The sequence below is a fragment of the Mycolicibacterium diernhoferi genome (genome assembly GCF_019456655.1).
GTDB lineage: Bacteria > Actinomycetota > Actinomycetes > Mycobacteriales > Mycobacteriaceae > Mycobacterium > Mycobacterium diernhoferi.
Window position 1 is genome coordinate 3,815,305 of sequence record NZ_CP080332.1, and the last position, 26,465, is coordinate 3,841,769.

At 67.9% G+C, this 26,465-nt stretch carries 30 protein-coding genes, 1 tRNA gene, 1 pseudogene and 1 riboswitch; of the genes and pseudogenes, 13 read left to right on the top strand and 19 right to left on the bottom strand.

The genetic code is table 11. The features are described 5' to 3' along the window. Nucleotides 1-3: 3 nt before the first annotated feature. A complete protein-coding gene (locus tag K0O62_RS18115) occupies nt 4-1,536 on the bottom strand; it encodes an FAD-dependent oxidoreductase (RefSeq protein WP_073854010.1) in 1,533 nt (510 codons plus the stop codon). A 47-nt stretch (nt 1,537-1,583) separates the two neighbouring features. Between K0O62_RS18115 and K0O62_RS18120 the strand changes: the two genes are divergently transcribed. Then, nucleotides 1,584-2,150 (top strand): type II toxin-antitoxin system RelB family anti-toxin, encoded by a 567-nt coding sequence (locus K0O62_RS18120; RefSeq protein WP_073854008.1) that lies wholly within the window; start codon nt 1,584-1,586, stop codon nt 2,148-2,150. Here K0O62_RS18120 and K0O62_RS18125 read toward each other — a convergent pair. From K0O62_RS18125 to cobC, 4 genes are read right to left on the bottom strand one after another with little or no spacing between them, the layout of a single operon-like run. Then, nucleotides 2,147-3,223 (bottom strand): bifunctional RNase H/acid phosphatase, encoded by a 1,077-nt coding sequence (locus tag K0O62_RS18125; protein WP_073854006.1) that lies wholly within the window; start codon nt 3,221-3,223, stop codon nt 2,147-2,149. The two genes, K0O62_RS18120 and K0O62_RS18125, sit on opposite strands and share 4 nt — an antisense overlap. 13 nt (nt 3,224-3,236) lie before the next feature. After that, complete coding sequence (locus tag K0O62_RS18130) at nt 3,237-3,965, bottom strand: zinc ribbon domain-containing protein (protein ID WP_073854004.1); 729 nt, start codon at nt 3,963-3,965, stop codon at nt 3,237-3,239. After that, nucleotides 3,962-5,092, bottom strand: coding sequence for a Nif3-like dinuclear metal center hexameric protein (locus K0O62_RS18135; RefSeq protein ID WP_073854002.1), 1,131 nt, complete (start codon nt 5,090-5,092; stop codon nt 3,962-3,964). The genes K0O62_RS18130 and K0O62_RS18135 overlap by 4 nt, the downstream gene beginning before the upstream one ends. Next, complete coding sequence (cobC, locus tag K0O62_RS18140; RefSeq protein ID WP_073854000.1) at nt 5,089-6,111, bottom strand: Rv2231c family histidinol phosphate aminotransferase CobC; 1,023 nt, start codon at nt 6,109-6,111, stop codon at nt 5,089-5,091. The genes K0O62_RS18135 and cobC overlap by 4 nt, the downstream gene beginning before the upstream one ends. Nucleotides 6,112-6,178: 67 nt before the next feature. Here cobC and K0O62_RS18145 point away from each other — a divergent pair, with 67 nt between their 5' ends. The 3 genes from K0O62_RS18145 to K0O62_RS18155 are packed head-to-tail and all read left to right on the top strand — an operon-like array spanning nt 6,179 to nt 8,161. Further along, nucleotides 6,179-6,832 carry an HAD-IA family hydrolase gene (locus tag K0O62_RS18145; protein ID WP_073853998.1) on the top strand — a complete coding sequence of 218 codons (654 nt, stop codon included), beginning with the start codon at nt 6,179-6,181 and terminating at the stop codon, nt 6,830-6,832. Then, nucleotides 6,825-7,313: a low molecular weight protein-tyrosine-phosphatase gene (locus tag K0O62_RS18150; RefSeq protein WP_073853996.1), complete on the top strand. Its 489-nt coding sequence runs from the start codon at nt 6,825-6,827 to the stop codon at nt 7,311-7,313. Before K0O62_RS18145 ends, K0O62_RS18150 begins: the two co-directional genes overlap by 8 nt. Then, complete coding sequence (locus K0O62_RS18155; RefSeq protein ID WP_073853994.1) at nt 7,310-8,161, top strand: SURF1 family cytochrome oxidase biogenesis protein; 852 nt, start codon at nt 7,310-7,312, stop codon at nt 8,159-8,161. Before K0O62_RS18150 ends, K0O62_RS18155 begins: the two co-directional genes overlap by 4 nt. Here K0O62_RS18155 and K0O62_RS18160 read toward each other — a convergent pair. Further along, the gene (locus K0O62_RS18160; RefSeq protein ID WP_073853992.1) at nt 8,115-9,077 is read right to left on the bottom strand and encodes a cobalamin biosynthesis protein; all 963 of its coding nucleotides are present in this window, start codon (nt 9,075-9,077) and stop codon (nt 8,115-8,117) included. The genes K0O62_RS18155 and K0O62_RS18160 overlap by 47 nt on opposite strands. A gap of 122 nt (nt 9,078-9,199) precedes the next feature. Here K0O62_RS18160 and K0O62_RS18165 point away from each other — a divergent pair, with 122 nt between their 5' ends. From K0O62_RS18165 to K0O62_RS29000, 3 genes are all read left to right on the top strand, one after another. Further along, nucleotides 9,200-9,610 (top strand): VOC family protein, encoded by a 411-nt coding sequence (locus K0O62_RS18165; RefSeq protein WP_073853990.1) that lies wholly within the window; start codon nt 9,200-9,202, stop codon nt 9,608-9,610. Between the two features lie 29 nt (nt 9,611-9,639). Continuing rightward, nucleotides 9,640-10,266 carry an SOUL family heme-binding protein gene (locus K0O62_RS18170; protein ID WP_073853988.1) on the top strand — a complete coding sequence of 209 codons (627 nt, stop codon included), beginning with the start codon at nt 9,640-9,642 and terminating at the stop codon, nt 10,264-10,266. 18 nt (nt 10,267-10,284) lie between these two features. After that, a riboswitch (adenosylcobalamin (AdoCbl) riboswitch) is annotated at nt 10,285-10,434 on the top strand. A gap of 29 nt (nt 10,435-10,463) precedes the next feature. Next, nucleotides 10,464-11,075, top strand: a complete 612-nt coding sequence (locus tag K0O62_RS29000) for a (2Fe-2S) ferredoxin domain-containing protein (RefSeq protein WP_073854405.1) — start codon at nt 10,464-10,466, stop codon at nt 11,073-11,075. 60 nt (nt 11,076-11,135) lie between these two features. On the opposite strand, the pseudogene K0O62_RS29005 reads toward K0O62_RS29000, so the two are convergent. The 13 genes and pseudogenes from K0O62_RS29005 to K0O62_RS18235 form a co-directional block, all read right to left on the bottom strand. Then, nucleotides 11,136-11,801, bottom strand: a pseudogene (locus K0O62_RS29005) (DMT family transporter); the annotation flags it as partial. A gap of 430 nt (nt 11,802-12,231) precedes the next feature. Beyond that, complete coding sequence (locus K0O62_RS18180) at nt 12,232-13,257, bottom strand: D-2-hydroxyacid dehydrogenase (protein ID WP_073853984.1); 1,026 nt, start codon at nt 13,255-13,257, stop codon at nt 12,232-12,234. A 51-nt stretch (nt 13,258-13,308) separates the two neighbouring features. Beyond that, complete coding sequence (locus tag K0O62_RS18185) at nt 13,309-13,581, bottom strand: hypothetical protein (RefSeq protein WP_073853982.1); 273 nt, start codon at nt 13,579-13,581, stop codon at nt 13,309-13,311. Between the two features lie 108 nt (nt 13,582-13,689). Continuing rightward, on the bottom strand, nt 13,690-14,454 hold the full coding sequence (locus K0O62_RS29010; RefSeq protein WP_324617804.1) for a cutinase family protein: 765 nt from the start codon (nt 14,452-14,454) through the stop codon (nt 13,690-13,692). After that, entirely contained in the window at nt 14,381-14,614 is a 234-nt protein-coding gene (locus K0O62_RS18195) for a hypothetical protein (protein WP_220045511.1), read from the bottom strand. Before K0O62_RS18195 ends, K0O62_RS29010 begins: the two co-directional genes overlap by 74 nt. Continuing rightward, a complete protein-coding gene (locus tag K0O62_RS29015) occupies nt 14,544-14,906 on the bottom strand; it encodes an alpha/beta fold hydrolase (protein WP_220045466.1) in 363 nt (120 codons plus the stop codon). The genes K0O62_RS18195 and K0O62_RS29015 overlap by 71 nt, the downstream gene beginning before the upstream one ends. A 34-nt stretch (nt 14,907-14,940) precedes the next feature. After that, nucleotides 14,941-15,351 carry a GNAT family N-acetyltransferase gene (locus K0O62_RS18205; RefSeq protein ID WP_165636937.1) on the bottom strand — a complete coding sequence of 137 codons (411 nt, stop codon included), beginning with the start codon at nt 15,349-15,351 and terminating at the stop codon, nt 14,941-14,943. A gap of 46 nt (nt 15,352-15,397) precedes the next feature. After that, a complete protein-coding gene (locus K0O62_RS18210; protein WP_073853977.1) occupies nt 15,398-15,838 on the bottom strand; it encodes a pyridoxamine 5'-phosphate oxidase family protein in 441 nt (146 codons plus the stop codon). A gap of 88 nt (nt 15,839-15,926) precedes the next feature. Beyond that, entirely contained in the window at nt 15,927-16,259 is a 333-nt protein-coding gene (locus K0O62_RS18215) for a carboxymuconolactone decarboxylase family protein (protein WP_073853975.1), read from the bottom strand. A gap of 146 nt (nt 16,260-16,405) precedes the next feature. Next, a tRNA-Val gene (locus tag K0O62_RS18220) sits at nt 16,406-16,480 on the bottom strand. Nucleotides 16,481-16,537: 57 nt separating this feature from the next. Continuing rightward, nucleotides 16,538-16,999, bottom strand: coding sequence for a peroxiredoxin (locus K0O62_RS18225; RefSeq protein ID WP_073853973.1), 462 nt, complete (start codon nt 16,997-16,999; stop codon nt 16,538-16,540). 2 nt (nt 17,000-17,001) lie between these two features. Beyond that, the gene (locus K0O62_RS18230; protein WP_073853971.1) at nt 17,002-17,436 is read right to left on the bottom strand and encodes a DUF3052 domain-containing protein; all 435 of its coding nucleotides are present in this window, start codon (nt 17,434-17,436) and stop codon (nt 17,002-17,004) included. Nucleotides 17,437-17,550: 114 nt separating this feature from the next. After that, on the bottom strand, nt 17,551-18,132 hold the full coding sequence (locus K0O62_RS18235) for an Rv2240c family protein (RefSeq protein ID WP_073854401.1): 582 nt from the start codon (nt 18,130-18,132) through the stop codon (nt 17,551-17,553). Nucleotides 18,133-18,284: 152 nt separating this feature from the next. On the opposite strand from K0O62_RS18235, the gene aceE reads away from it, so the two are divergent. From aceE to K0O62_RS18265, 6 genes are all read left to right on the top strand, one after another. After that, a complete protein-coding gene (gene aceE, locus K0O62_RS18240; protein WP_073853969.1) occupies nt 18,285-21,074 on the top strand; it encodes a pyruvate dehydrogenase (acetyl-transferring), homodimeric type in 2,790 nt (929 codons plus the stop codon). A gap of 65 nt (nt 21,075-21,139) precedes the next feature. Continuing rightward, nucleotides 21,140-22,426, top strand: coding sequence for a PucR family transcriptional regulator (locus K0O62_RS18245; RefSeq protein ID WP_073853967.1), 1,287 nt, complete (start codon nt 21,140-21,142; stop codon nt 22,424-22,426). 145 nt (nt 22,427-22,571) lie between these two features. Further along, nucleotides 22,572-23,477: an ACP S-malonyltransferase gene (locus K0O62_RS18250; RefSeq protein ID WP_205870596.1), complete on the top strand. Its 906-nt coding sequence runs from the start codon at nt 22,572-22,574 to the stop codon at nt 23,475-23,477. 104 nt (nt 23,478-23,581) lie between these two features. Next, nucleotides 23,582-23,878 carry a meromycolate extension acyl carrier protein AcpM gene (gene acpM / locus K0O62_RS18255; RefSeq protein WP_073853963.1) on the top strand — a complete coding sequence of 99 codons (297 nt, stop codon included), beginning with the start codon at nt 23,582-23,584 and terminating at the stop codon, nt 23,876-23,878. Beyond that, the gene (kasA, locus tag K0O62_RS18260; RefSeq protein ID WP_073853961.1) at nt 23,875-25,125 is read left to right on the top strand and encodes a 3-oxoacyl-ACP synthase KasA; all 1,251 of its coding nucleotides are present in this window, start codon (nt 23,875-23,877) and stop codon (nt 25,123-25,125) included. The genes acpM and kasA overlap by 4 nt, the downstream gene beginning before the upstream one ends. 25 nt (nt 25,126-25,150) lie before the next feature. Continuing rightward, on the top strand, nt 25,151-26,419 hold the full coding sequence (locus tag K0O62_RS18265; RefSeq protein ID WP_073853959.1) for a KasA/KasB family beta-ketoacyl-ACP synthase: 1,269 nt from the start codon (nt 25,151-25,153) through the stop codon (nt 26,417-26,419). Nucleotides 26,420-26,465 lie beyond the last annotated feature (46 nt).

Genomic DNA, 26,465 nt, shown 5'->3' on the forward strand with positions numbered 1-26,465 from the left:
AACTCAGCGGACCCGGCGCAACACCATCACGTTGTCGATCAAATGCCCGAGCTGCCCGTCCGGCCCAGTGGCCTCCCGCTCGACCGGGCCCACCCGGACGCGCTCCCAGCTCTCGTCGAGACCGAGCGACGCGACGACCTCCTCGGCGCTGGGGAACTCCACGTGTCCGTGGTTCGACCAGGGCGGTGCCTCACCGTGATCGACGATCACCAGCAGCCCACCGGGCGTCACCGCCTCCGCCGCGCGCCGCAGCACCCTAACCCGATCCAGCGGGACCTTTGAGTGCAAGAACTGCGCCGACACCAGATCGAACAACCCGTCGGGGAAACTCTCTTCCAGATTGTGATGCTGAAAGTCGATGTGGCTCAACAACTCCCCCGCATCCGCGGCAGCGCGGTCCAGCGCCACCTGGGAGATGTCGGTGGCCACCACCGACCACCCTCGCGAGGCCAGCCAGATGGCGTCCCCGCCTTCACCACAGCCCAGATCGAGCGCCCGGCCCGGTTCCAACGACTCCGCCACCTCGACCAGCCGCTGGTTCGCCCTACCGCTCCAGATCCGGTCACGCCGGCCGTAATGGGTGTTCCAGTGCTCCTGCGCATCCGGGACCGGCCAGGGCGGCACCGGCAACCCCACCTCATCGGCCAGCAGGCTCTGCACGATGGCGGTCGCCGCCAATGACCCGCCGGCCACCGCGGCCGCCACCTGCGGCACCTGCACGCCGGCATCACCGGCGGCGAACACCCCCGGCACCGTGGTCCGCTGGAACTCGTCTACGACGATGGCATCCACCGCAAGGGGATTCGCCGGCGCGAACTCCACACCCAGGTGGGCGGCCAGGTGTGAACGTTGCTGCAGAACGGTGGCCACCAGAACACCGCGTCGCGGTAGCGGCTCCCCAGACGCGAACCGTACCTCGATCAATTCACCTGCCTCTGAATGGAATTCGACAACCTCACGGGTGTCCACCGAAATGCCCGCGGCTTCCAGCAACGAGGAGTCCACCGCTGCGCCGTTGGTGAGCACCACGATGTCATCGGTCCAGCCCTTCAACATCAACGCCATGTGCACGGCCCGGTCCCCGTCCGCCAGCACCGCCAGCGGCTGATCCCGGACCTCCCAGCCGTGACAGAACGGGCAGTGGAAGGCCACACCGCCCCACAGCACATCCAGCCCGGCGATCTGCGGTGGCCGGTACTGCATTCCGGTCGCCAGCAATATCCGCCGGGCGCGTTCCCGGCCACCGTCGGCCAGTTCCACGACGAAGCCGGCCCCATCCGGGCGCACCCCACTGACCGTCGCCGACCGGACGTTCACGCTCGTGTACGTGGCGAGCTCGGCACGGCCCGCCGCGTACAGCTCCGCGGGCGGTGTGCCGTCGTGGCCGAGCAGCCCGCCGATGCCGTGCGCGGCCAGATTGCTCTGGTCGCCCTCGTCGAGCAGCAGAGTCTGCCGGCGCGCCCGGCCGAGCACCAGTGCCGCACTCAGGCCCGCTGCTCCCCCGCCGACAATGACGCAATCCCATTCGCTATCCATGCCATCGAGCTTGCCGAACCCCTCCCAGGATGCCAAGCTGATTTGCCATGGAGGCAAAGAGCGTCGACGAGACGGTACGCAAGCGGCTGCGTGATCTGCGCACTCAGCAGGGATTGACGCTGCAGGACGTCGCCGAACGCGCCAACATCGACGTGTCCACGTTGAGCCGGCTGGAGTCCGGGAAACGGCGCCTGGCGCTCGATCATCTGCCGCGCCTGGCCTCCGCGCTGGCGGTCAGCACCGACGACCTGTTGCGCGAACCCGAGTCCGAGGACCCGCGCGTCCGCGGCAGCTCACACACCCGCCATGGCGTGACGTACTGGCCGCTGACCCGGCACGGCGCCACCGGCGGCAGACACACGTTCAAGGTACGGGTGAACGCCAAACGCAGCACTCCTCCGGCCGAACTGCCCACCCACGAGGGCCAAGACTGGATGTATGTGCTGTCCGGCAACCTGCGTCTGATCCTCGGCGAGCGGGACTTCGTCATCAAACCCGGTGAGGCCGTGGAATTCTCGACGTGGACGCCACACTGGTTCGGCACCGTCGACGGACCGGCCGAGGCCATCATGATCTTCGACGCGCACGGCGAACGCCTGCACCTGCACAGCTAGTCCAGATACGAGGTCTGGTTCACCAACCGCACCGAGGCCAGCCCGTCCGGATAGAACTCCGCGATGCTCAGCGACGCGAGATCCAGGTGCAGCCGGTAGAGGATCCCGGCGTTGCCGTCCAGCGCCAACCGCAACATGGTCTTGATCGGCGTGACATGCGAGACCACCAGCACCGTCGACCCGGCGTGGTCGGCGACGATCCGGTTCCGCACGCGGCGAACGCGTTCGGCCACCTTGTCGAAGCTCTCCCCGCCCGGCGGTACCACGCTGGTATCGCGCAACCAATGCAGGTGCAGATCCGGATCTCGTTGCGAGGCTTCGGTGAACGTCAGGCCCTCCCAGGCACCGAAGTCCGTTTCGATGAGGTCATCGTCGATGACGACGTCGAGTCCGAGCTGCGTGGCGGCCGCGGCCGCCGTGTCGTGGGCGCGCTGCAACGGCGAGGACAGCACCGCGTCGATACCACCCTTGTCACCCAGATACCGGGCGGCGGCCTCGGCCTGACGACGACCGAGTTCGGTCAGTGCCGGATTGCCCCGCCCGGAATACCGACGGTCCACCGAGAGCTCGGTCTGCCCGTGGCGCAACAACAACAATCGGGTCGGCTCACCACGCGCACCGCTCCAGCCCGGCGACGCCGGGGCCGCGGCCGGGGCTGCCGAAGGCGCCTGCACTGCGCCGTCCATCGCCTCGTTGGCCAACCGATCGGCATGCGAATTCTGGGCCCGCGGGATCCAGCCGTACTCGATGCTCCCGAACCGCCGGGCAAGTTGCGCCGCTTCGCGATTGAGCTCCATCAGGTCGGGATGTTTGACCCGCCACCGGCCGGACATCTGCTCGACGACCAGCTTGGAATCCATGAACACCACGACCTCATCGGCGTCCAGTTCCGACGCCGCGGTCAGTCCGGCGATGAGGCCGCGGTACTCGGCGACATTGTTGGTCGCGAAACCGATCGATTCCTTACGTTCGGCGAGCACCGTCGAGCGGTCCGCGCTGAACACCACCGCGCCGTACCCAGCCGGGCCCGGGTTCCCCCGCGAGCCACCGTCGGCCTCGATAACCACTTTCACGACGAGATCACCTTCACACCTTGAGCCGCAACAGAACCGCCCCGCACTCCGGGCAACGCAACAGATCGTTGGGTTCGGCGGCCGTAATACGAGCCATCTCACCGCGGTCGATCTCGATACGGCACGCGCCACAACGCCGGCCCTGCAACACCGCGGCCCCCACGCCGCCCCGCTCGGTCTGCTTCTCGTAGATCGTCAACAACTCCGGCACCAGCGCGCCGGCCAGCGAGGATCGCCGCGCCCCGCACCCCTCTCGGGCGGCGTTGATCTCGGCCAACGCCTTGTCGCGGGCGGACTGTGCCGCCGACAGTTCGGTCTGCAGCTCGTCGACGCGGGCCAGCTGCTCGGATTGCTGCGCCTGCAATGCCTCCCGGCGCTCCATGACCTCCAGCAGCGAATCCTCCAGCGAGGCCTGACGCCGCTCGAGCGTCTCCAGCTCGTGCTGAAGCTCGCTGAGCTGCTTGGCATTCACCGTGCCACCGGCGAGCAGCCCGCGGTCGCGCTCCTCACGCTGCCGGACGGACTCGATCTCGCTCTCCAGCTTGGTGATCTCGCCGTCCAGATCCTCCAGCGCGATACCGACGACGGCCAGCTGATCGTTGGCGACCTGATGCTGCTCCTGAAGCCGGTCGACCTCCTGCTGCTCGGTGAGATTGGCGGCGCGGTGCGCGATCCGGCGCAACTCGGCGTCAACCTCGGCCAACGTCAACAGCGTCCGCTGCTGGTCGATTTCAGCTTTCATGAATGAGGACCTCCATCGATATTCCACGGATCGGTGCGCGTGGTGCTCACCCGCACCGGTAAAGAATCGTCGAAACTGCCGCGCAGCAGTGCCGCCGCCTGGTGACACCAGGGGAACTCACTTGCCCAGTGCGCGACGTCGACCAACGCCACATCGGAAACCCGGCCGTGCTCGTCGGCGGGGTGGTGCCGCAGGTCCGAGGTGACGTACGCCTGCACCCCGGCGCCCCGCACCGCGCCGAGCAGCGAATCGCCCGCGCCGCCACAGACGGCCACCCGGGACACCATCGCGTCGGCGACCCCGGCCGCGCGCACCCCCCAGGTGGTCACCGGAAGCGAACCGCGGACGCGGGACACGAACGCCGACAACGGCTCCGGCTCCGGTAGCGAACAGATCCGGCCGATCCCGACGTCGGCAGGCAGCGGCGCCAGCGCGAACACGTCGAAGGCCGGTTCCTCATAGGGGTGCGCGTGCCGCAGCGCCGCGAGCACCCGGGGGCGCAGCGTCGACGGGGCGATCACCTCGACACGGTCCTCGGCGACCTGCTCGACGGCGCCGACCTGCCCGATGGCCGGCGTGGCGCCCTCGTCCGGCAGGAACTGGCCGGTGCCGGTCACGCTCCAACTGCAGCAGGAGTAGTCGCCGATCTGTCCGGCACCCGCCGCGAACAGCGAATCACGCAGCGCTCCGGCGTGTTCGACCGGGACGAACACCACCCATTTGTCCAGATCGGGTCCGGACGGCCCACGTGACAGTACATCCTCGACCACCAACCCCAGGGCGTCGGCCAGCGCGTCGGAGACACCCGGCGACGCCGAATCCGCGTTGGTGTGCGCGGTGAACAGCGCCTGCCCGGCCCGGATCATCCGGTGGATCAGCGCGCCCTTGGCGGTCGACGCGGCCACCGTGTCCACACCGCGCAGCAGCAGCGGATGGTGCGCCAGTAGCAGACCGCCCTCGGGCACCTCGGCCAGCACGGACTCGGTGGCGTCCACCGCGATGGTCACCGATGTCACCGGCTCGGCGGGATCCCCGCACACCAAGCCGACCGAGTCCCAATCATGGGCCAGTGCAGGCGGATACGCGGCGTCGAGAACGCCGATCAACTCACCCAGGGTCACACTCACCGCAGCACCTCCGTCAGCGCATCGACCAGGCGCGGCCACTCGGCACGCACCGCCACCCGCAGATACTCATCGTCCAGGCCGACGAAGGTGTCGCATCGGCGCACCGCAATCCCGCTGGCGTCCAGGTGCTTTCGCACCAGCTCGGCACCGGGCACCCGCACCAGCAGGAACGGCGCATGACCGTCCACCACATCCAGTCCGGAGCCACGCAATCCGGCCACCATCTCCGCGCGCATCGCGGCGAGTCCGCGCGCACCCGCGGTGGCCGCGGCCACCGCCTCCGGCGTGCAGCAGGCAGCCACCGCTTCCAGTTGCAGCGTGCCCAGCGGCCAGTGCGCGCGCCGGGCCGTCAGCCGGGCCAGCACGTCCGGGGCGCCCAGCGCGTACCCGACCCGCAACCCGGCCACCGACCAGGTCTTGGTCAGGCTGCGCAGCACCACGACGTCGGGCAGCGACATACCGGCCAGCGATTCCGGCTCGCCGGGCACCGCATCGGCGAACGCTTCGTCGACGACCACGATGCGCCCCGGCCGGCGCAGCGCGAGGATGTCGCGGGCCGGGTGCAGTACCGAGGTCGGATTCGTGGGGTTCCCGACGACCACCAGGTCGGCCTCGGCGGGAACGGCGGCCGGGTCGAGGGTGAACGGGGCGTCGAGCACCACCTGGGCGATGGGCACCCCGGCCGCGCTCAGCACGGCCTCCGGTTCGGTGAACGACGGGGCGATCAGTGCCGCCAGCCGCGGAGCCAACTCCGGCAGCAGGGCGAACCCTTCGGCCCCGCCGGCCAGCAACGCCACCTCGTCGGTTGCCCGGCCGTGCCGCTGGGCGACCGCCCGCGTGGCCCGGGCGACGTCGGCCGCGCTCGGGTAGTGCCCCAGGTCGGTGAGCCGGGCGGCCAGGCGCTCGACCAGCCACGACGGCGGACCGGCGCTGCGCACGTTGACGGCGAAGTCCAGCATTCCGGGCGCCACGGCCTGGTCGCCGTGATAGCGCGCCGCCTGCCGGACCTCGTGAACCACAGCACGACCCTAGTGCGCCGCCCGGGCACTGTTGAACATCGGCGACAATGAGGGGGTGGCTGACACTGTGACCCGGACACCGGAACTGGTCCTCTTCGATCTCGACGGCACGCTGACCGACTCCGCCGAAGGTATCGTCGCCAGCTTCCGGCACGCGCTGCAGAGCGTCGGCGCCGAGGTTCCCGACGGTGACCTGGCCGGCAGGATCGTCGGCCCTCCGATGCACCACACGTTGAGCTCGATGGGCCTCGGTGCCCGCGCCGACGAGGCGATCACCGCCTACCGTGCCGACTACACGACCCGCGGCTGGTCGATGAACACCGTCTTCGACGGCATCCCCGATCTGCTGGCCGACCTGCAGGAGGCCGGGGTCCGGTTGGCGGTGGCCACCTCGAAGGCGCAGCCCACCGCCCAGCGCATCCTGGCCCACTTCGGCCTGGACGGGCACTTCGAGGTCATCGCCGGCGCCAGCCCGGACGGCACCCGCGCCGCCAAGGCCGATGTGGTGGCCCATGCGCTGGCGCAGCTCGGGCCGCTGCCCGAGCGGGTGCTGATGGTCGGTGACCGGTCACATGACGTCGAGGGCGCCGCCGAACACGGCATCGACACCGTGGTTGTGGACTGGGGATACGGACGCGCCGATTTCGACGGGCCGGATGCCTCCACTCCACTGCACCGGGTGGCTACGGTCGCCGAGCTGCGGGAGGTGCTGGGTGTCTGAGACCAAGCTGCACGTCACCTTCGTCTGCTCGGGCAACATCTGCCGGTCCCCGATGGCCGAGAAGATGCTGGCCCACCAGATCCAGGAGCGCGGTCTGGCCGATCTGGTCCGGGTGACCAGCGCCGGCACCGGCGGCTGGCACGCCGGCGACGGCGCGGATCACCGCACCAACGCGGTGCTGCACGCACACGGCTACCCGAGCACACACCGCGCCGCTCAGTTGAACGACGACCACCTGGCCGCGGACATGGTCGTCGCCATGGGCCGCAACCATCAGCGCTTCCTTGCCGATATGGGCGTCCCGTCGGAGCGGCTGCGGATGATGCGGTCCTTCGACCCGCGCTCGGCCGCCTTCACCCTGGACGTCGAGGACCCCTACTACGGCGGTCCGGAGGATTTCGAGGCGGTCTTCACCGTCATCGAGGCGTCGCTGCCCGGCCTGCACAACTGGATCGACGAGCGGCTGGGGCAGTTCCGATGAAGCGTTGGGCGTTCCTGCTGCGGCCACAGTGGCTGGCGCTGTATGTCGTGGTGGCGGCCTTCGCCTGGCTGTGCTTCACGGTGCTGGCGCCGTGGCAGCTGGGCAAGAACACCACCACCTCCCGGGAGAACGCCCAGATCGCCAGCTCGCTCAACACCGAGCCGGTGGCGCTGACAACGTATCTGCCGGAGCAGGATTCCTCGGCGCACGAGCACCAGTGGCAGCGGGTCACGGCCACCGGCCGCTACCTGCCGGACAAGCAGGTGCTGGCCCGGCTCCGGTCGGTGGACGGCGGACCGGCCTACGAGGTCCTGGTGCCGTTCGATGTCGACGGCGGCCCGACCGTCCTGGTCAACCGGGGTTACGTCAAACCCGAGCAGGGCACCGCGGTGCCCCCGATCGCCCCGGCCCCGACCGAGCCGGTCACCATCACCGCCCGACTGCGCGACGCCGAGGGCTTGTTCCCTGGTAAGGACCCGTTCGTCGCCGAGGGCGCCCAGCAGGTGTACACCATCAACCCGGGCCAGATATCCACACTCACCGGTGTCCCGTTGACCGGGTCCTACCTGCAGCTGGTCGAGAATCAGCCCGGCGGCCTCGGGGTGATCCCGCTGCCCGTGCTCGATGCCGGCCCGTTCCTGTCCTACGGCATCCAGTGGATCGCGTTCGGCATCATCGCCCCGATCGGGGTGGGGTATTTCGTGATGGCCGAGGTGAAGGTGCGGCGCCGGGAGAAGGCGCTCGCGAAGGCCCAGAACGCTGAGGCCGCCGATTCCGCCGAGTCCGCGAAACCGGCGCCGGTCAGCACCGAGCAGAAGCTGGCCGACCGGTACGGCAAGCGGCGCTGACGGTCACCGCGAGCACCGCCGCACCCGCCTGCACCGCCCGCGACAGCCGCACCCCGCGTCGCAGATCCGCAGCCCCCGGTGCCGGACCGTCGCCCAGCGTCGGCCGTATCTCCAAGCGGTGCGCGTACTGGGTCGGGCCGCCCAGGCGCACGCCGAGCGCGCCGGCGAACGAGGCTTCGGCCACGCCCGCATTGGGGCTGGGATGCTTGCTCGCGTCGCGGCGCCAAGCCCGCCAGGCCGCGCCCGGCGCACCGCTGCACGCGAGCACGATCAGCCCGGTCGCGCGGGCCCCCAGGTAGTTCACCACGTCGTCGAATCGTGCTGCAGCCCAGCCGAACTGCAGATACTTCGGGGATTTGTGCCCGATCATCGCGTCGAGGGTGTTCGCTCCCCGGTACACCAGCAGCCCGGGCACACCGGCCACCGCGCCCCACAGGATCGGCGCGACCTGCGCGTCGGAGGTGTTCTCGGCGACCGACTCCAGCGCGGCCCGGGCCAACCCCTCGGCGTCCAGCGCGGCCGGGTCACGCCCGCACAGCGACGGCAGCAGCGCCCGCGCCCCGTCGATGTCCTGGCTTTCCAGCGAGCCCGCCAGCTGGGCACCGGTGCGGGCCAACGATGTTCCGCCGAGCACCACGTAGGTGGCCACCGCGGTGGTCGCGGCCGTCCAGACCGGTCCGCGGCGCCGAGCGGCGCGTTCGACCGCCACCCCGAGCGCACCCAGCCCGCCCAGCAGCACCGCGGTGTGCACGGCCCCGGCGGCCCGGTTGTCGGCGTAGCTGCGGCGTTCCAGTGCGGCGGCGACGGTGCCGAACGCGGCCACCGGGTGACCGCGTTGCGGGTCTGCCAGGCACACGTCGGCCAGGTAACCGGCCGCCAGGCCGACGGCTCGGGCTGAGGTTCTGCGCGCAAACACGTCGGCAGCGTCTCACAAGGTGGTGTACTCGACTCCATGAGGCTGGGTCTGCCGCGGCGCGGCAAGCGGGTGGTGTGAAACCCGACGGTTCGGGTGAGGAGAGTTCCATGGCTGGTTCGGGGATGGTCATCTCAGCGCTCGACCATGTGGCCGTCACGGTCAGCGATATCGGAGTGAGCGGACCCTGGTACCGCGCGCTGATCGGCGCCGACCCGGTGCTCGACGAGCACACCGACGGTGGGTTCCGCCACCTGGTGTGGGCCTTCGGGAACGGCACGCTGTTCGGCATCCACGAGCACGACCGCGATATTTCCCCGGGCGACTTCACCGAATTTCGGGCCGGCTTGGACCACGTCGGGTTCGGCGTCGCGTCCCGCGCGGACCTACAGGATTGGGTCGCCCGGCTCGATGAGCTGAACATCGCGCACGGCGGCGTCGTGGAGGCGCCTTACGGGTCCGGGCTGAGTTTCCGGGACCCGGACGGCATCGCGTTGGAGTTCTTCGCCCCGCCCGGCCAGATCCCGCCTGAGTAAACCTCGCGACAGTGGGTACCTCCTGAGGCATGTTGACGAAGATCGCAGGCACCGCCGTCCAAATCGCCGAAGGGATCGGAGGCATCGTCGGTATCCGGATCGGTACCGAAGAGCCGTTCTACCTCAGCGAGGACCGCCTCGGCGACATCGAGATCCGGAGGTACGGGCCGCGCATCGCGGCGCAGACCCGGGTCTCCGGGGACGGCAACGACGCCCGCAGTGAGGGGTTCCGGCGGCTGGCCGGCTACATCTTCGGAGGCAACCACCGCAACGAGAAGATCGCGATGACGGCCCCGGTCGCCCAGCAGGGCGACAAGATCGCCATGACCGCCCCGGTGGCGCAGAGCACCCACGGGGACACCGGAGACTCCGTCATCCGCTTCTACATGCCGTCCAAATGGTCGATGGACACCCTGCCCGAACCCGACGATGCGACCGTCACGGTGGTACAGGTGCCCGCCGAAAGGTTCGCCGTGCTGCAGTTCACCGGTGACCGCAGCCCCACGGCCGTCACGCAGAAGTCCGCGGAATTACTGAAGGCACTGCACGGCAGCGAATATCACCCCGACGGTGAGCCGGTGGCCTGGTTCTACGATCCGCCGTGGACGTTGCCGTTCCGGCGGCGCAACGAGGTTGCTGTGCCGCTGGCGGGATGACTCGGGCTGTTACAGTCCAGCCGTCCATGTGAGACAGGATGAGGAAGTCCGGTGTGATTCCGGCGCGGTACCGCCACTGTGAACGCAGCCCCTCGGGTGCTCGTGAGCCAGACCTTCGCCTCGTCTTGAGTTTTCCTGCCGGGGCGGAACTCCCCGAGAAGGGTTGATGCGCCATGCACCAACTGGTCCTGGTCGGTATGGGTGCCGACAGTCCAGCACGCGGAACGGATCTGACGATCCTCGCCGAACAGGTCGGAGCCCGGCTCGCTTATCTGCAGATCGGCACCCCGACGCTGCATCAGGTGCTCGACGAGATCGCGGCCGACAGGCCACAGGATGAGGTGCGCCTGATCGCGGTGCCGAGTGCGGGCGCTCCCGCACCCGCTCGCTCGTGGTTACGCCGGGTGGCTGCCGACTGGACGCGGCGTCACCCCGACATCCTGGACCTGCGGGTCGCCGAGCGGCCGGTCACCGGCCAGGAGGCCGGCCTGTCCTCGCCCGCGTGGGAGGCGATCCCCCGGCACGGACGCCACGTGCTGGTGTGCCGGGGCCCGCGGTGCACCGCCAAGGGCGCCGCGGACGTCGCGATCGCCGTCGACGAATCGCTGCGCGCACACGCCCTCGACGAGGATCAGGTGCTGGTCACCCAGACCGGATGTCTGTTCCCGTGCAACCACGGCCCGGTCCTGGTGGTGCACCCCGAGGATCGGTGGTTGGGGCGCGTCACCACGGACCAGGTCCGGGCTCTGGTCGCCGAGTGGGTCGAGGACCCCCGTACCGGTGTCGAACGGGTCGTGACGAGCGTCTAGCGCACCGGCGGCGTCGGCCTCCTCGTCCCGGCGGGGTGCAACCCACGGCAGCATCGCGCACGCCGCGAGGATCACCGCGACACCGGCCCACTGCGTCGGTGTCAGCCGTTCGTGCAGCAGTACCGCGGCCGCCAGCACCCCGACCACGGGTTCCAGGGTGCCCAGGATGCTCACCGGCACCGAGCCCAGGGTGCGCACCGCGTAGAGCGCACCGCACAGCCCGATCGGCAACAGCACCAGACCCTGCAGCGCCGCCACCTGCCAGGCACTGGGCGAGATGGCGAAGCTCTGCCCGGTCACCAGTGCGACGATGCCGACGGTCGCGGTGGCGCCCACGGTGACCATCAGCGTCGACAGCACGGTGCCCACCCGATGAACCCACCGCTCGCTGGCCACCAGATAGACCGCATAACCCGCCGCGCTGAGCAGTGCGCACCCGATGGCGGTGGCCGGTGCGGTGGCCCCGGTGGTCAGGGTCACCAGGACCAGACCGGCCAGGATCACCCCCACCAGCGCGCACGAGGGCCCGGACACCGGGGCCCGGTTGCGCAGGGCCACCAGCAGGATCACCACGATCGGGTAGACGTGGACCAGCACGACCGATAGCTGTGCACCGCCCTGCTCGATCGCCGCGAAGTAGGCCAGGACCTGGAGCCCGAACATCGGCCCGCACAAGCAGATCAGACCCACGGCCGCGCCGATCGGTACCCGCCGGAACCGGCGCATGAAGACGCACAACAATCCGATCGCGGTGAGTGCGAACAGACCGCGCACCGTGAGCAGCACTGCCGGGCCGGTACCGCCGCTGAAGCCGAACACCGCGGCCACCGGGGTGAGCCCGTACGCCACGCCGGAGGCCGCGCCGGCCGTCCATGCCCGGCCGCGGGTCGGGGCCCGGAAGTCGGTGGGCCGAATGTGGGCGTGCTCGGCCGTCACCACAGCTCCTTGTTCGATCGGATCGGTCCGACGGCGCCGCCGTCGAGGGGGTGTGCAGGTGCGGGAACTCGGTCCCGCTGGGACACCCCACCTCGTATCCACGCCGGGTGAAGTCGTTCGTGCGCCGGTACAGCCTAGACCGAGCGGTCAGCAGGCGGTGACCGCGGCCGCCGCACCCTGCACGATCAGCAGGATCGATCGTGGATCAGGTTGCCGTGCATCAGTATCCGGCGGCGTGGTCGTAGAGGTTGCGCAGCGGGCGCCCGTCGAGGAATCGACGCAGATTGTCGATGAAGATGTCGACGATCTTCGCGTTCTCCGAGGGCGCATTGGCCGCCGCATGTGGGCTCAGGATCACAGAGTCCAGGGCCCACAGCGGAGATTCGGGCGGCAGCGGTTCGATGCGGGTGACATCCAGCACGGCACCACTCAACGTCCCCCGCTGCAGGGCATCGGCGAGTGCATTCTCGTCGATGGTCGCTCCCCTACCGACGTTCACCACGATGGCCCCGTCGGGAAGCGCGGCGAGCTGCCGGGCGCCGATCATCGCCTCGGTCTCGTCGGTGATCGGCGCGGCGATCACCAGGATGTCGGCGGACGGAAGGTGCGCGGGCAGGTTGTCCCGGCTCAACGACGCGGAGAACGGAGCACCGAGGTCGCGGGGCCGGCGCACGACACCACTACTGGTGACCCCGAAGACGGCCAGCAGTTCGGCGATCCGGGTGCCGATCCGCCCGGCTCCCACGATGACGGCATGCCGGCCGGCCAGTTCGGTCACCCCGCCCGGACGCCACAACTTGTTCCTGCGATCGGCGGCCAGACCGGGCAGATCGCGGGCGAAATAGAGGATCCCGGCGAGCGCGAACTCGGCCAGCGGGTCGGCGTGCACGCCGGAGGCCGTGGTGACGGTGAGTTCGGTGTGCCGCAGCCCCAGCGTCGCCATCCGGGTTCCCACTCCGGCCGACGTGGCCTGGACCCACCGCAGCCGCGGCGACTGCGTCAACGTCTCGGCCGGGCGGCGCCAGTCGAAGTCGAACATCACGTCGGCGGCCGCCAGCAATCGCGTCCACCGGTCGTCCTGCTCGGCGCTCAATGACCTCGCGGTGCCGACGTGGTCGGCCGGCCAGCGCGGTTCGGGCAGCAGCTCGGGGTGGTAGTGCACCCGCAGCCGCTGGTCCGTCGCGGCGATCCGCTCGACGAGGTCGGGGGGCAGGTAGGACGCGATGACGACGTCGACCGAGTTCATGACATCAGTAGATACCAGAACCGGATCGGCGCCCTGTCCCGGCCCGAACGGTCAGTACATGTATTCGGCCGGGCAGGACAGGTCCACATAGACCGTCGAGCCGGGACTGGTGCTGAACGGGCCGCGCACCGCCTCCACCGAACAGTTGGACAGCGGCCCGGCGCGGGTCCCGTTCACCTGCACGTTGTATCCCTGGGCCCGCAGGCCGTCGATGGTCTCGGCCACAGATGCCGTTGCCGACGGTGCCGCCGAGGCGGCCGGCGCCGCGGCGAAGACCGCCGCCAACGCGATCGAGCCGACCGCGGCATGCAGAATCGTGTGCATCGTCGTCCCCTTCCTGAAAGTGCGAATGTGTCTACTGCGAACGCTTTTCACGTGCACATTCAGCATCGAACGTCGGCGGGATCGAATCCATGCGGTAAGCCCGAGACATCACCGGGGGTTAACCGCAGTGGACCCGCGGGGGTTCTCTGCGGACCGGCTCTCCGGGTCCACCCGTCGTGCGACGAAATCAGCGGCCCGGTCCACCATTCCGTTGAGGGCGTAACTGCTGTGTGCTGCGCGGTCGAAACCGCCGGGTTGGCAGATCGGGTCGCCCGGAGCACAGAGATCGAGGGACTTCACGACGTACGGTGCGCCGAGTGCCAACGGTGGGGCTCCCCGGTGCATGTAGCGGGTCGCGTCGGCAACGCCGTCTGCAGCGCGACCGAAGTCCAACGACGCCGGGTATTCCACCGCGTACGACCCAACGGTCCGTCCCGGAAGTCGCGACCGCAGAGAGGATGCCAACGCCTCGCCGAAGCGGCCCAGGCCCGCAGGTTCGAACGTCCCTCGCGCGAAGACAAGCTCGACATCCGGGCAGCCGGTCGGGGCGCCGTTGGCAACGGCCGGCGACAGAAATGGCGGCGCGGCAAGTGATGTCATCGCAACGACGACGCCTACTGTGTGCAACGCGGCGTGATACCTGCGGACCATGGTTCTTCCTCCTCGTGGACGCATCCGGCGAAGCCACCGCATGGTTCGACCGGCCTGACGGTTCCGGTTCGGCCTGGTGCCGCGCAGTGCTACTCGATGAACCACCGCGGCCGTGTCGAAAAATTCCATCCTCGGCCGGCGTCGACGATCAGTCCCGGCCGGCGAGTACCAGTTTCTCGGCCAGAAGCTTGGGGTTCGTGAAGAGCACTTCGTGCGAGCCATCGAGTGTCACCAGCCTGAAGACACCCAACCGGCGGGCGTGAGCCAGATAACCGCATTCAGGATCCCCGGGCGGCAGACCCGAGTCGTCGTTACACAGCACGTACCTGCGCGGCACATCGATCAGTGCGTAAAAGGCTTTCATGTCCAGCTTTTCGGCCATTCCAGAACACCAGTCGCCTCACGAGGTGTGGCATCTGCGCTGCCAGCCGGGCAATCACGCTTCCAGCGAAGCTGTGGCCGACGAGAACGAAGTCGCCAAGTCCGTGTTCGGTGACGTAGTCAGCTACCGAGGCAACACAGTCATCGTGAGTGACATCGCGATCGGCGCCGGGGCCATGCCCTGCCATCGTCGGGTGGTGGACTTCGTGGCCCAGGGCGCGAAGTTCGTCCGCGACATCTGTCCAGGCAGCTCCGTCGTGCCAGGAGCCGTGGACAAGAACATAGGTCGACATCACAAGTGCTTTCTGTCAGAGACGATTTCGGGAGTCAGTTCAGGGCCAGCTCGAACTGCAGGGCAGTCTGGGTGAAACCGAACGCTTCGTAGAAGCGGTGCGCGGAGGTGTTCGTGATCCCTGAGTCGAGGACGACGTGGGTGCACTCCAGTTCCCGCGTACGCTCGACGACTTTGGCCAGAACGGCGTGGCCGAGTCCCAGCCCTCGCCGCCGGGTGGTCACGACGAGGTCCGCGACGTAAACGTGCCGGCCGAGCCGGGAGTCGGTGACAAGCCGCCAACCGACCAGTGCAACGGCTTTGCCTTCCAGGATGGCTGCTTCGTAGACGAGATTCATCTGAACGGCGTCGATGAGCAGTTGCGCAAAGGTCTGCAACGTCAGCTGCGGCCGCAGTTCGGTCAGCAGCGTCCACACCGCGACGAGGTTCGGATCGTGGGCGTCCACCCGAACCAGGCTGATTCCGTCAGGACGGTCGCCGCATCCAATGGTGTCAGGGTTGGACGAGGCCATACTTGGACATCCATGCGTGCCGTAGCTCTGGTTCGGTCGACTTCTGGAATGTGTATGCCGGAGAAAGCAATTCTTCGGCACGAGTCTCTTCGATCCTGACCGCATGATGGCACGGCACGGAGTCGCCGTTGGTTTCCCGGAGCCAAGTTGCGATGTGGGTGCAGGCGGGGTCTGTGGGATCCAACACTTCAGCGGTACCTCCGAAGCGATATCCCCGCCGCGACAGGAAGTCCACCACGTTGATTTCGATCGCTGGGCGGGCACGGAGGTTGTCGATGGTGTGTGGCGAGGCGATGTCGGCGAAGATGAGGTGTTTGTCGTCGAGTACCCGCACCGACCCCTTCGGGGAGAAATTCGGCGCACCGTCGTCGTTCACGGTCGCCACGAACATGAGCTTTGACTTCTCGATGATGTCGATCATGTCTTGGCTGATGGTGGTGCCGGTGCCCTTCTTTCCTCGGCGAGGTCGCCGTAGTGATCTGATGGGTGTCACTGCGCTCTGGCACATTTCACTCGGGCGCCACCGGAATGTGACTGCAGATCGCCACTCGGTTGAACGCGTTGATCGCGATGGCGAGCGAGTGCACGGCCGCGATCTGCTCGGCTGTGAGTGTTCGGCTGATCTCGGCACGGATCGTATCGGGCAGCTCGGCCGTCGAGATCGCGGTGACGTACTCACTGATGTGCAGGGCTGCCATCTCGATGTCGCTGAAGTACTGCGTCTCTCGCCACGCCGATACCACCGCCAAGCGGTCGGGTGACTCGCCGGCGGCGATCGCGTCGGTGCTGTGCATGCGCAGGCAGTAGGCGCATCCGTTGATCTGGGACGCCCGGATCTTCACCAGCTCGACAGAGTCGGCGTCCCGGCAGCGCGGGGCCGACCGGGGAGACAGAGAGGTGTTGGTCGAGCTGAAGGTGCCCTGACCCGCCTGGGCACCTGTAACGGTGGGCCGACGCCACCGACAACGGCCCTTACCTGCAGAAATGATGGTGGGCGCGGACGGTATCGAACCGCCGACCGCTGGTGTGTAAAACCAGAGCTCTACCACTGAGCTACGCGCCCCGTCGCAGGCAACTTACACGTCGTGCCCGCATGGGAGAAATCCCGTGTCGAGAAACCTCAGCCGCCGCGCAACGCCGCCAGGGCGTGGCGCCAGACCGACTGATCACGCGGCTCGCCGGGCTGCATCATCTCGGCGAACCGGATCACCCCGTCCCGGTCGAGCGCGAAGGTGCCCCGGTTCGGGTAGCCGGCGTCGGCGTTGAACACCCCGTAGGCCTGCGTGACCGCGCCGTGCGGCCAGAAATCGGCCAGCACCGGGAACAGGAACCCGTTCTGCACCGCCCAGACCTTGTGGGTGGGTGGTGGGCCGACGGAGATGGTCAGCACCGCGGTGTCCTCGTTCTCGTACTCGGCCAGGTGATCGCGGATCTCGCCGAGTTCGCCTTCGCACACCCCGGTGAAGGCCAACGGAAAGAACACCAGCAGGACGTTCTTCCCGCGCAAGGACGACAGCGTCACGGCGCGACCGTGCTGGTCCTTGAGCGTGAAGTCCGGCGCAGCCTGCCCGACAGCGAGCATGCCTACCGCTGCTTCGTGACGGCCTTGGACTTCGGCTGCACCAGCCGGCTGGCGATCCAGCCCCCCAGGTTCGCCGACGAGGTCTGCATCAGGCCCGCGGTGGGCGCAGACTCCGCGATCTCGGCGGGCGCCACGTGGCCGGGTTTACCGGTCTTGGGTGTCACCACCCAGATGACGCCGTCCTCGGCGAGCGGAGTGATGGCATCCATCAGCCGGTCGACCAGGTCGCCGTCATCGTCACGCCACCACAGCAGGACGACGTCGACCACCTCGTCGGAGTCCTCGTCGAGCATCTCGCCGCCGATGGCGTCCTCGACGTCGGCCCGGATGTCGTCATCGGTATCTTCGTCCCAACCAAGCTCCTGGACGACCTGTCCCTTGGCGATGCCCAACTTCTGGGCGTAGTTCGGGTCAGATTCCTTCCCCGCCGCGACCACCTTCTGTCCTCCCTCTTGCTGCTTCGTGTCAGCCTCCGAACTTCTTGGAGACCTATCGTCGCATGTCCTGTCGTGGTAGCCGCCCTCTGGCGGCCGTTTTGCCCCAAATACCCATCAGTAGGCGGCATCGCACAAATCGAGCGCCACCGTCCGAGAATCGTTCAGTTGGTTGATCGCGTCGTTGAACGGACCGGGTCCGATATCGGTCGCGATCGCCGACGCCACCGCCCGGGCGGCATCGACCCAGCGCCGCAACGCGCCGTTCAATTCGGGCCCCAACGGCTCGGACAAACTGCCCGAGACCTGATCGGCGCTGCCGTTGAGTGCGTCGATCGCCGGCCGGGCCGTCGCCGCCACGTCGGAGCTCTGGTTGTAGGCGTCGACGTACCCGTTGACGGCGGTGATCGCCTCCGCGCTCGTGTTGCTGAGGGCCTCGCACGAGCTGTGCACGGCTTTCCTGGTGATCGAAACCTGGCGTTCGGACTCCCGCGCGCTGGCACTTGCCGCGGATTCGGCGCTCGATGCGGACACCGAGGCCTGGTAGATCGGCGCGTCGGCCTTGTCCACCGTCGCGGTACCGCTGGTGACGCTTGCACACCCCACCACGATCATGGCCAGGGCGGCCGGCGCGCCTAGTGCCAGCGCAACGATGCGCAGACGCGTCGCTGCAGCACAGCCCCGCCAACTCTTCAGCATCATCGCCAAACTTACCGGTTCGGCAGCCCGATGGGCAGATCATTGCGGTAGCGAACCCCGCGCGGCCACATGCGGCAGGATGGGAGGACGATAGGAGGTGCCACAAGCGCCAATTATCCGACACCAAGCACCTTTCTACCGAGGAGCCGTAGTTGACTACCGAGTTCGCGCGCCAAGACCTGGCCCAAAACTCTGGCAGCACAGGCGAACCCGACCGGGTCCGCGTGATCCGGGAGGGCGTTGCCTCCTATCTGCCCGATATCGACCCCGACGAGACCGGTGAATGGCTGGAATCGTTCGACGAACTGCTGGAACGATCCGGACCGGCCCGTGCCCGCTATCTGATGTTGCGTCTGCTGGAGCGCTCCCGGGAGAAGCGGGTCGCGATCCCGGCACTCACCTCCACCGACTACGTCAACACCATCCCCACCGAACTGGAGCCCTGGTTCCCCGGTGACGAGGATGTCGAGCGACGTTACCGCGCCTGGATCCGCTGGAATGCCGCCATCATGGTGCACCGCGCCCAGCGCCCGGGAGTCGGTGTGGGCGGCCACATTTCGACGTACGCGTCCTCGGCGTCGCTGTACGAGGTGGGGTTCAACCACTTCTTCCGCGGCAAATCCCATCCCGGTGGCGGAGACCAGGTCTTCATCCAGGGTCACGCCTCCCCCGGCGTGTACGCGCGCGCCTTCCTGGAGGGCCGGCTGTCCACCGACCAACTGGATGGTTTCCGGCAGGAGCACAGCCATCCCGGCGGCGGACTGCCGTCCTACCCGCACCCCCGGTTGATGCCCGACTTCTGGGAATTCCCGACCGTGTCCATGGGCCTGGGCCCGATGAACGCGATCTACCAGGCCCGGTTCAACCATTACCTGGCCGACCGCGGCATCAAGGACACCTCCGATCAGCATGTGTGGGCGTTCCTCGGCGACGGCGAGATGGACGAACCGGAGAGCCGCGGCCTGATCCAGGTGGCGGCCAACGAGGCGCTGGACAACCTGACCTTCGTGGTGAACTGCAACCTGCAGCGCCTCGACGGCCCGGTGCGCGGGAACGGCAAGATCATCCAGGAACTGGAGTCGTTCTTCCGGGGTGCCGGCTGGAACGTCATCAAGGTGGTGTGGGGCCGCGAGTGGGACGCCCTGCTGCACGCCGACCGCGACGGCGCACTGGTCAATCTGATGAACACCACCCCCGACGGTGACTACCAGACCTACAAGGCCAATGACGGCGCCTACGTGCGCGACCACTTCTTCGGCCGTGATCCGCGCACCAAGGCGCTCGTGGAACCGATGACCGACCGGGAGATCTGGAACCTCAAGCGCGGCGGGCATGACTACCGCAAGGTGTACGCGGCTTACCGCGCGGCGATGGAGCACAAGGGCCAGCCCACGATCATCCTGGCCAAGACCATCAAGGGCTACACGCTCGGCCAGCATTTCGAGGGCCGCAATGCCACGCACCAGATGAAAAAGCTTGCACTGGAAGACCTCAAGACCTTCCGCGATGTCACCCGGGTGCCGATCTCGGACGCCGACCTGGAAAAGGACCCGTACCTGCCGCCGTACTACCACCCCGGGCCCAACGCCCCGGAGATCCGGTACCTGCTCGACCGTCGGCGCACCCTGGGCGGGTTCCTGCCGGAGCGGCGCACCAAGTCCAAGGTGCTGAAGCTACCCGGCACCGACACCTACTCGGCACTCAAGAAGGGGTCCGGCAAGCAGCCGGTGGCCACCACCATGGCGACCGTGCGCACGTTCAAAGAACTTTTGCGGGACAAGAACATCGGGCCGCGTATCGTGCCGATCATCCCGGACGAGGCGCGCACCTTCGGGATGGATTCGTGGTTCCCGAGCCTGAAGATCTACAACCGCAACGGCCAGCTCTACACCGCGGTGGACTCCGAATTGATGTTGGCCTACAAGGAAAGCGAAATCGGCCAGATCCTGCACGAGGGCATCAACGAGGCCGGGTCGACGGCGTCGTTCACCGCGGTCGGTACGTCCTACTCCACCCAGAACGAACCGATGATCCCGATCTACATCTTCTATTCGATGTTCGGGTTCCAGCGCACCGGCGACGGACTGTGGGCCGCGGCGGATCAGATGGCCAAGGGCTTCGTGCTCGGCGCCACCGCGGGCCGCACCACGCTCACCGGGGAGGGGCTGCAGCACGCCGACGGGCACTCACTGCTGCTCGCCTCCACGAACCCGGCCGCGGTCACCTATGACCCGGCGTTCGCCTACGAGATCGCGTACATCATCGAAAGCGGTCTGAAGCGGATGTACGGCGAGGATCCCGAGAACGTCTTCTTCTACATCACCATCTACAACGAGCCATACGTGCAGCCCGCGGAGCCGGAGAACTTCGACCCCGAGGGCGTGCTGCGCGGGATGTACCGATTCCGCGCGGCGACGGAGAAGCGTTCCAGCACCGCGCAGATCCTGGCGTCGGGTGTCTCGATGCCCGAGGCGCTCAAGGCGGCCGACATGCTCGCCGAGAAGTGGGATGTCGCCGCCGACGTCTGGTCGGTGACCAGCTGGGGTGAGCTCAACCGCGACGGTGTCGCGGTGGAGAAGGCCCGGCTGCGTCATCCCGACCAGCAGGCGCCGACGGCCTATGTGACCGAGGTGCTCGCGGATTCCGCCGGCCCGGTGGTGGCGGTGTCGGACTGGATGCGCGCGGTTTCAGAGCAGATCCGGCCGTGGGTGCCGGGCACCTACGTGACGCTGGGCACCGACGGGTTCGGCTTCTCCGACACCCGCCCGGCGGCCCGGCGTTACTTCAACACCGACGCCGAGTCGGTGGTGGTGGCGGTGCTGGAGGCCCTGGCCCGGGACGGCGAGATCGACCCGTCGGTCGCGATCGCGGCGGCCAAGGAGTACCGCATCGACGACGTCACGGCGGCCGGCGTTTCCTACGCGGACACCGGTAGCGCCTGACCAAGACCGGACAGTCGGGCATCCCTATATCGCCTACTCACAAAACCTAGGCGTATCTTTTGGGGATGCCCGACAACCGGTCCGCACCTCCACCGGCATCCACGCTGGAGGTGCTGCAGAGCGTGCCCGAATCGGCGCTGCGCCGGCTCAAGCAGTACTCGGGCACGTTGTCCACCCAGGCGGTCCACGCGCTGGAGACCCGGCTGCCCTTCTTCGCCGACCTGGAGGCCTCGCAGCGCGCCAGCGTGCAGCTCGTCGTGCAGACCGCGGTGATCAACTTCGTCGAATGGATGCGCGACCCCAACAGCGATGTCGGCTACACCGCGCAGGCCTTCGAGGTGGTGCCCCAGGATCTGCGCCGCCGGGTCGCCTTGCGACAGTCCGTGGAGATGGTGCGCGTCACCATGGAGTTCTTCGAGGAGGTCGTGCCGCTGCTCGCCCGCAACGAGCAGCAGCTGACCGCGCTGACCGCGGGCATCCTGCGCTACAGCCGCGACCTGGCGTTCGCCGCAGCCACGGCCTATGCCGATCAGGCCGAGGCGCGTGGCGCCTGGGACACCCGGATGGAGGCCAACCTGGTCGACGCGGTGGTGCGCGGGGACATGGGCCCCGACCTGCAGTCCCAGGCGGCCGCCCTGAACTGGGACGCGACCGCTCCAGCAACCGTCATCGTGGGGCTGCCCCGCCCCGACCGGCTCGAACAGACCGGTGACGATGTGCACGCCGCGGCGGACAGTTGCGGGCGCTCCGCCCTGTCCGATGTGCACGGCACCTGGCTGGTCACCATCGTCAGCGGCGGCCTCTCCCCGACCGAGCGTTTCCCCGCGGAACTGCTGAAGGTGTTCGGCGACGGTCCCGTGGTCGTCGGCCCGACGATGCCGACGCTGGGCGCCGCACACCACAGCGCATCCGAGGCCATCGCCGGGATGAACGCGGTGGCCGGCTGGAGCAATGCCCCGAGGCCGGTCTCATCCCGCGAACTGCTACCCGAGCGCGCCCTGCTCGGGGATCCCAGCGCGGTGAGCGCGTTGGCGACCGAGGTGATGCGCCCGCTCGCCGACGCCGATCCGGCGCTGGCCAAAACTCTGGACGCCTACCTCGATTCCGGCGGTGCCATAGAGGCGTGCGCCCGTAAATTGACGGTTCATCCAAACACAGTTCGTTACCGACTCAAGCGAATCACCGACTTCACGGGCCGCGATCCGACCGTCCCGCGCGACGCCTACGTGCTGCGGGTCGCGACCGCGGTGGGCCGCATGAAAGGTGACGGAAGCCACTTCACCTCACAAAACGGCCCCTCTGCGATGGCCGGTGGACAGCAAACGACGCAGTGGGGCCGGCACCCCTCATGAGCGCTGATCGCGGCTCGGTCTCGGCCCGGTCGCTTCACGTGCACTTTTGTAGACTCTCCACAAAAGAATAAGACAAGGTTCATAATCTCTTACACGGCACAAAGGGTGCTTCACAGTGTTTTCTTAATCCGTGCCTGAAAACACTGTGCTTGCGCTGCTTGCCCCCGGACAGGGCTCGCAGACCCCCGGCATGCTCAGCCCGTGGCTGGAGTTGCCCGGCGCCGCCGAGCGTCTCGCCACGTGGTCGGACATCAGCGGACTGGACCTGGTCCGACTCGGCACCACCGCCACCGCCGAGGAGATCACCGATACCGCGGTGACCCAGCCCCTCGTGGTGGCCGCGACGCTGCTCGCCCATGAAGAGGCCGCCCGGCGCGGTGTGCTGCAGGGTGATGCCGCCGTGGCCGGCCACTCGGTCGGTGAGATCGCCGCCTACGCCATCGCCGGCGTGATCAGCGCCGACGACGCGGTCAAGCTGGCCGCCACCCGCGGCGCGGAGATGGCCAAGGCCTGCGCGCTGGAGCCCACCGGTATGGCCGCCGTCCTGGGCGGCGAGGAGGCCGACGTCCTCGAAGCCCTGGCCCGCCTCGACCTCATCCCCGCCAACCGCAACGCGGCCGGCCAGATCGTCGCCGCCGGTGCGGTCTCGGCGCTGGAGAAGCTGGCCGAGGATCCGCCGGCCAAGGCCCGGGTCCGTGTGCTGGCCACCGCCGGGGCGTTCCACACCCACTACATGGCCTCGGCCGCCGAGGGCTACGCCGCCGCAGCGGCCGGCGTGGCCACCAACGAGCCGACCGCAACCCTGCTGTCCAACGCCGACGGCAAACCGGTGGCCGATGCCGCGGACGCCATGGCCAAGCTGGTCGCCCAGATGACCCGGCCGGTGCGCTGGGATCTGTGCAACGAGACATTGCGCGGCCTGGACGTGCGGGCCGTCGTGGAGTTCCCGCCCGCGGGCACACTGGTCGGTATCGCCAAGCGCGAACTGAAGGGCACCCCGACCAAGCCGGTCAAGACCCCCGAAGATCTGGACGGGCTCGCCGACCTGTAGAGCGCGCACGTCCTGCACCACCCCCAGTCACAACCACATACGAGCTTCACCCCCGGATCGCACTCGCTTTCGGGCAATGAGAAAGAAATGAAGGGAGCCACATCGTGGCCGCCAGCCAGGAAGAAATCATCGCCGGTCTCGCCGAGATCATCGAAGAGGTGACCGGTATCGAGCCGTCCGAGGTCACGATGGAGAAGTCCTTCGTCGACGACCTGGACATCGACTCGCTGTCGATGGTCGAGATCGCGGTGCAGACCGAGGACAAGTACGGCGTGAAGATCCCCGACGAGGACCTCGCGGGCCTGCGCACCGTCGGTGACGTCGTCTCCTACATCCAGAAGCTCGAAGCCGAGAACCCCGAGGCTGCCGCTGCCCTGCGCGAGAAGTTTGGCTCGGAATGACCAAACCTTCCACTGCTAACGGCGGGTTCCCGAATGTCGTGGTGACCGCCGTTACGGCGACCACCTCACTGGCACCGGACATCGAGAGCACGTGGAAGGGCCTGCTGGCCGGCGAGAGCGGCATCCGCAAGCTCGAGGACGACTTCGTCGAGAAGTGGGACCTGGCAGCCAAGATCGGTGGGCACCTCAAGGAGCCGCTCGATCCGCTGATGTCCCGCCTCGAGATGCGGCGTATGTCCTACGTGCAGCGGATGGCGAAGTACCTCGGCAACCAGCTCTGGGAAACCGCGGGCAAGCCCGAGGTCGATCCCGACCGGTTCGCGGTCGTGATCGGCACCGGGCTGGGTGGCGGCGAGAAGATCGTCGAGACCTATGACGCGATGAACGAGGGCGGGCCCCGCAAGGTGTCCCCGCTCGCCGTTCAGATGATCATGCCCAACGGTGCTGCCGCCGTCGTCGGCCTCGAGCTCGGGGCCCGCGCCGGTGTCATCACGCCGGTGTCGGCCTGTTCCTCGGGTTCGGAAGGCATCGCGCACGCATGGCGTCAGATCGTCATGGGTGACGCCGATATCGCCGTGTGCGGTGGTGTCGAGGGTGCCATCGAGGCGCTGCCCATCGCGGCGTTCTCGATGATGCGTGCGATGTCGACCCGCAACGACGATCCGGAAGGTGCTTCGCGTCCGTTCGACAAGAATCGCGACGGGTTCGTCTTCGGCGAGGCCGGTGCGCTCATGGTCATCGAGACCGAGGAGCACGCCCTGGCCCGCGGCGCCAAGCCGCTGGCCCGTCTGATGGGTGCCGGCATCACCTCCGACGCGTTCCACATGGTGGCTCCGGCCGCGGACGGCAAGCGTGCCGGCCAGGCCATGAAGCGCGCGATGGAGACCGCGGGTCTGTCACCGAAGGACATCTCGCATGTCAACGCGCATGCCACATCGACCTCGATCGGTGACGTCGCCGAGGCGAACGCCATCCGAGTCGCGGGGGTGGAGCATGCCGCGGTGTACGCGCCGAAGTCGGCTCTGGGTCACTCGATCGGTGCGGTGGGTGCACTGGAGTCGATCCTGACAGTGCTGGCGTTGCGTGACGGCGTCATTCCGCCGACGCTCAACTTCGAGACCCCCGATCCTGAGATCGATCTCGATGTTGTCGCGGGAGAGCCCCGGTACGGTGACTACCAGTACGCCATCAACAACTCGTTCGGATTCGGTGGCCACAATGTGGCTCTGGCGTTCGGACGTTACTGAGGTAACCAAGAAAGACCAGTAGCAGATGGTGGGGAACGGCTTGAACAAGCTGTCTACGGGGAATGGTCTGCCCAACGTGGTCGTCACTGGCATCGCCATGACGACCGCGTTGGCGACCGATGCCGAAACGACGTGGCAGAAGCTGCTTGCCGGTGAGAGCGGCATCCGCAAGCTCGAAGACGACTTCATCGACCTGTATGACCTACCGGTGCGAATCGGCGGCCATCTGCTCGAGGACTTCGACAGCGAGCTGACCAAGGTGGAGCTTCGCAGGTTGTCCTACCTGCAGAAGATGGCCGTGATCATCAGCCGCCGGGCCTGGGCCAATGCCGGCGAACCCGAGGTGGACCCGCGACGCCTGATGGTGTCGATGGGTACCGGTATGGGTTCCTCGGAGGAACTGGTCTTCGCCTACGACGGGATGCGCAGCAAGGGACTGCGTGCGGTCTCCCCGCTGGTGGTCCAGAAGTTCATGCCCAATGCCGCCGCGGCGGCCGTCGGCCTGGAACGCAGCGCGCGGGCCGGGGTGAACACGGTGATCTCGGCGTGCGCATCCGGCTCGGAAGCCGTCGCCAACGCCTGGCGGCACGTCGTGCTCGGCGAAGCCGATATCGCCATCTGCGGTGGTGTGGAAACCAAGATCGAGGCGGTGCCGATCGCCGGCTTCGCCCAGATGCGCATCGTGCTGTCCAATTCCAACGATGACCCGCAGGGCGCCTGCAAGCCGTTCGACCGGGACCGGAACGGTTTCGTCTTCGGTGAGGGTGGCGCGCTGATGGTCATCGAGACCGAGGAGCACGCCAAGGCCCGCGGCGCCAACATCCTGGCCCGCATCATGGGTGCCAGCGTCACCTCGGACGGCTATCACATCGTGGCCCCGGACCCCAACGGGGAGCAGGCCGGGTATGCCATGAGCCGGGCCATCGAACTGGCCGGGCTGCAGGCCTCCGACATCGACCACGTCAATGCGCATGCCACCGGCACCACCGTCGGCGACGTGGCCGAGGGATACGCCATCAACAATGCGATGAAGGGGCACAAGCCGGCGGTGTACGCACCGAAGTCGGCTCTGGGCCACTCGGTCGGTGCGGTAGGTGCGGTGGAGAGCATCCTCACCGTGCTCGCCCTGCGCGACGGGATCATCCCGCCGACGCTGAATCTCAAGAATCTGGACCCGGAGATCGACCTGGATGTCGTGGCTGGCGAGCCGCGACCCGGTGACTACAAGTACGCGATCAACAATTCGTTCGGATTCGGTGGGCACAATGTGGCGCTCACCTTCGGAAAATACTGACAGAAGTACCCGAAGGCGCCGGTCACCATCCGACGCGTAACCAGGA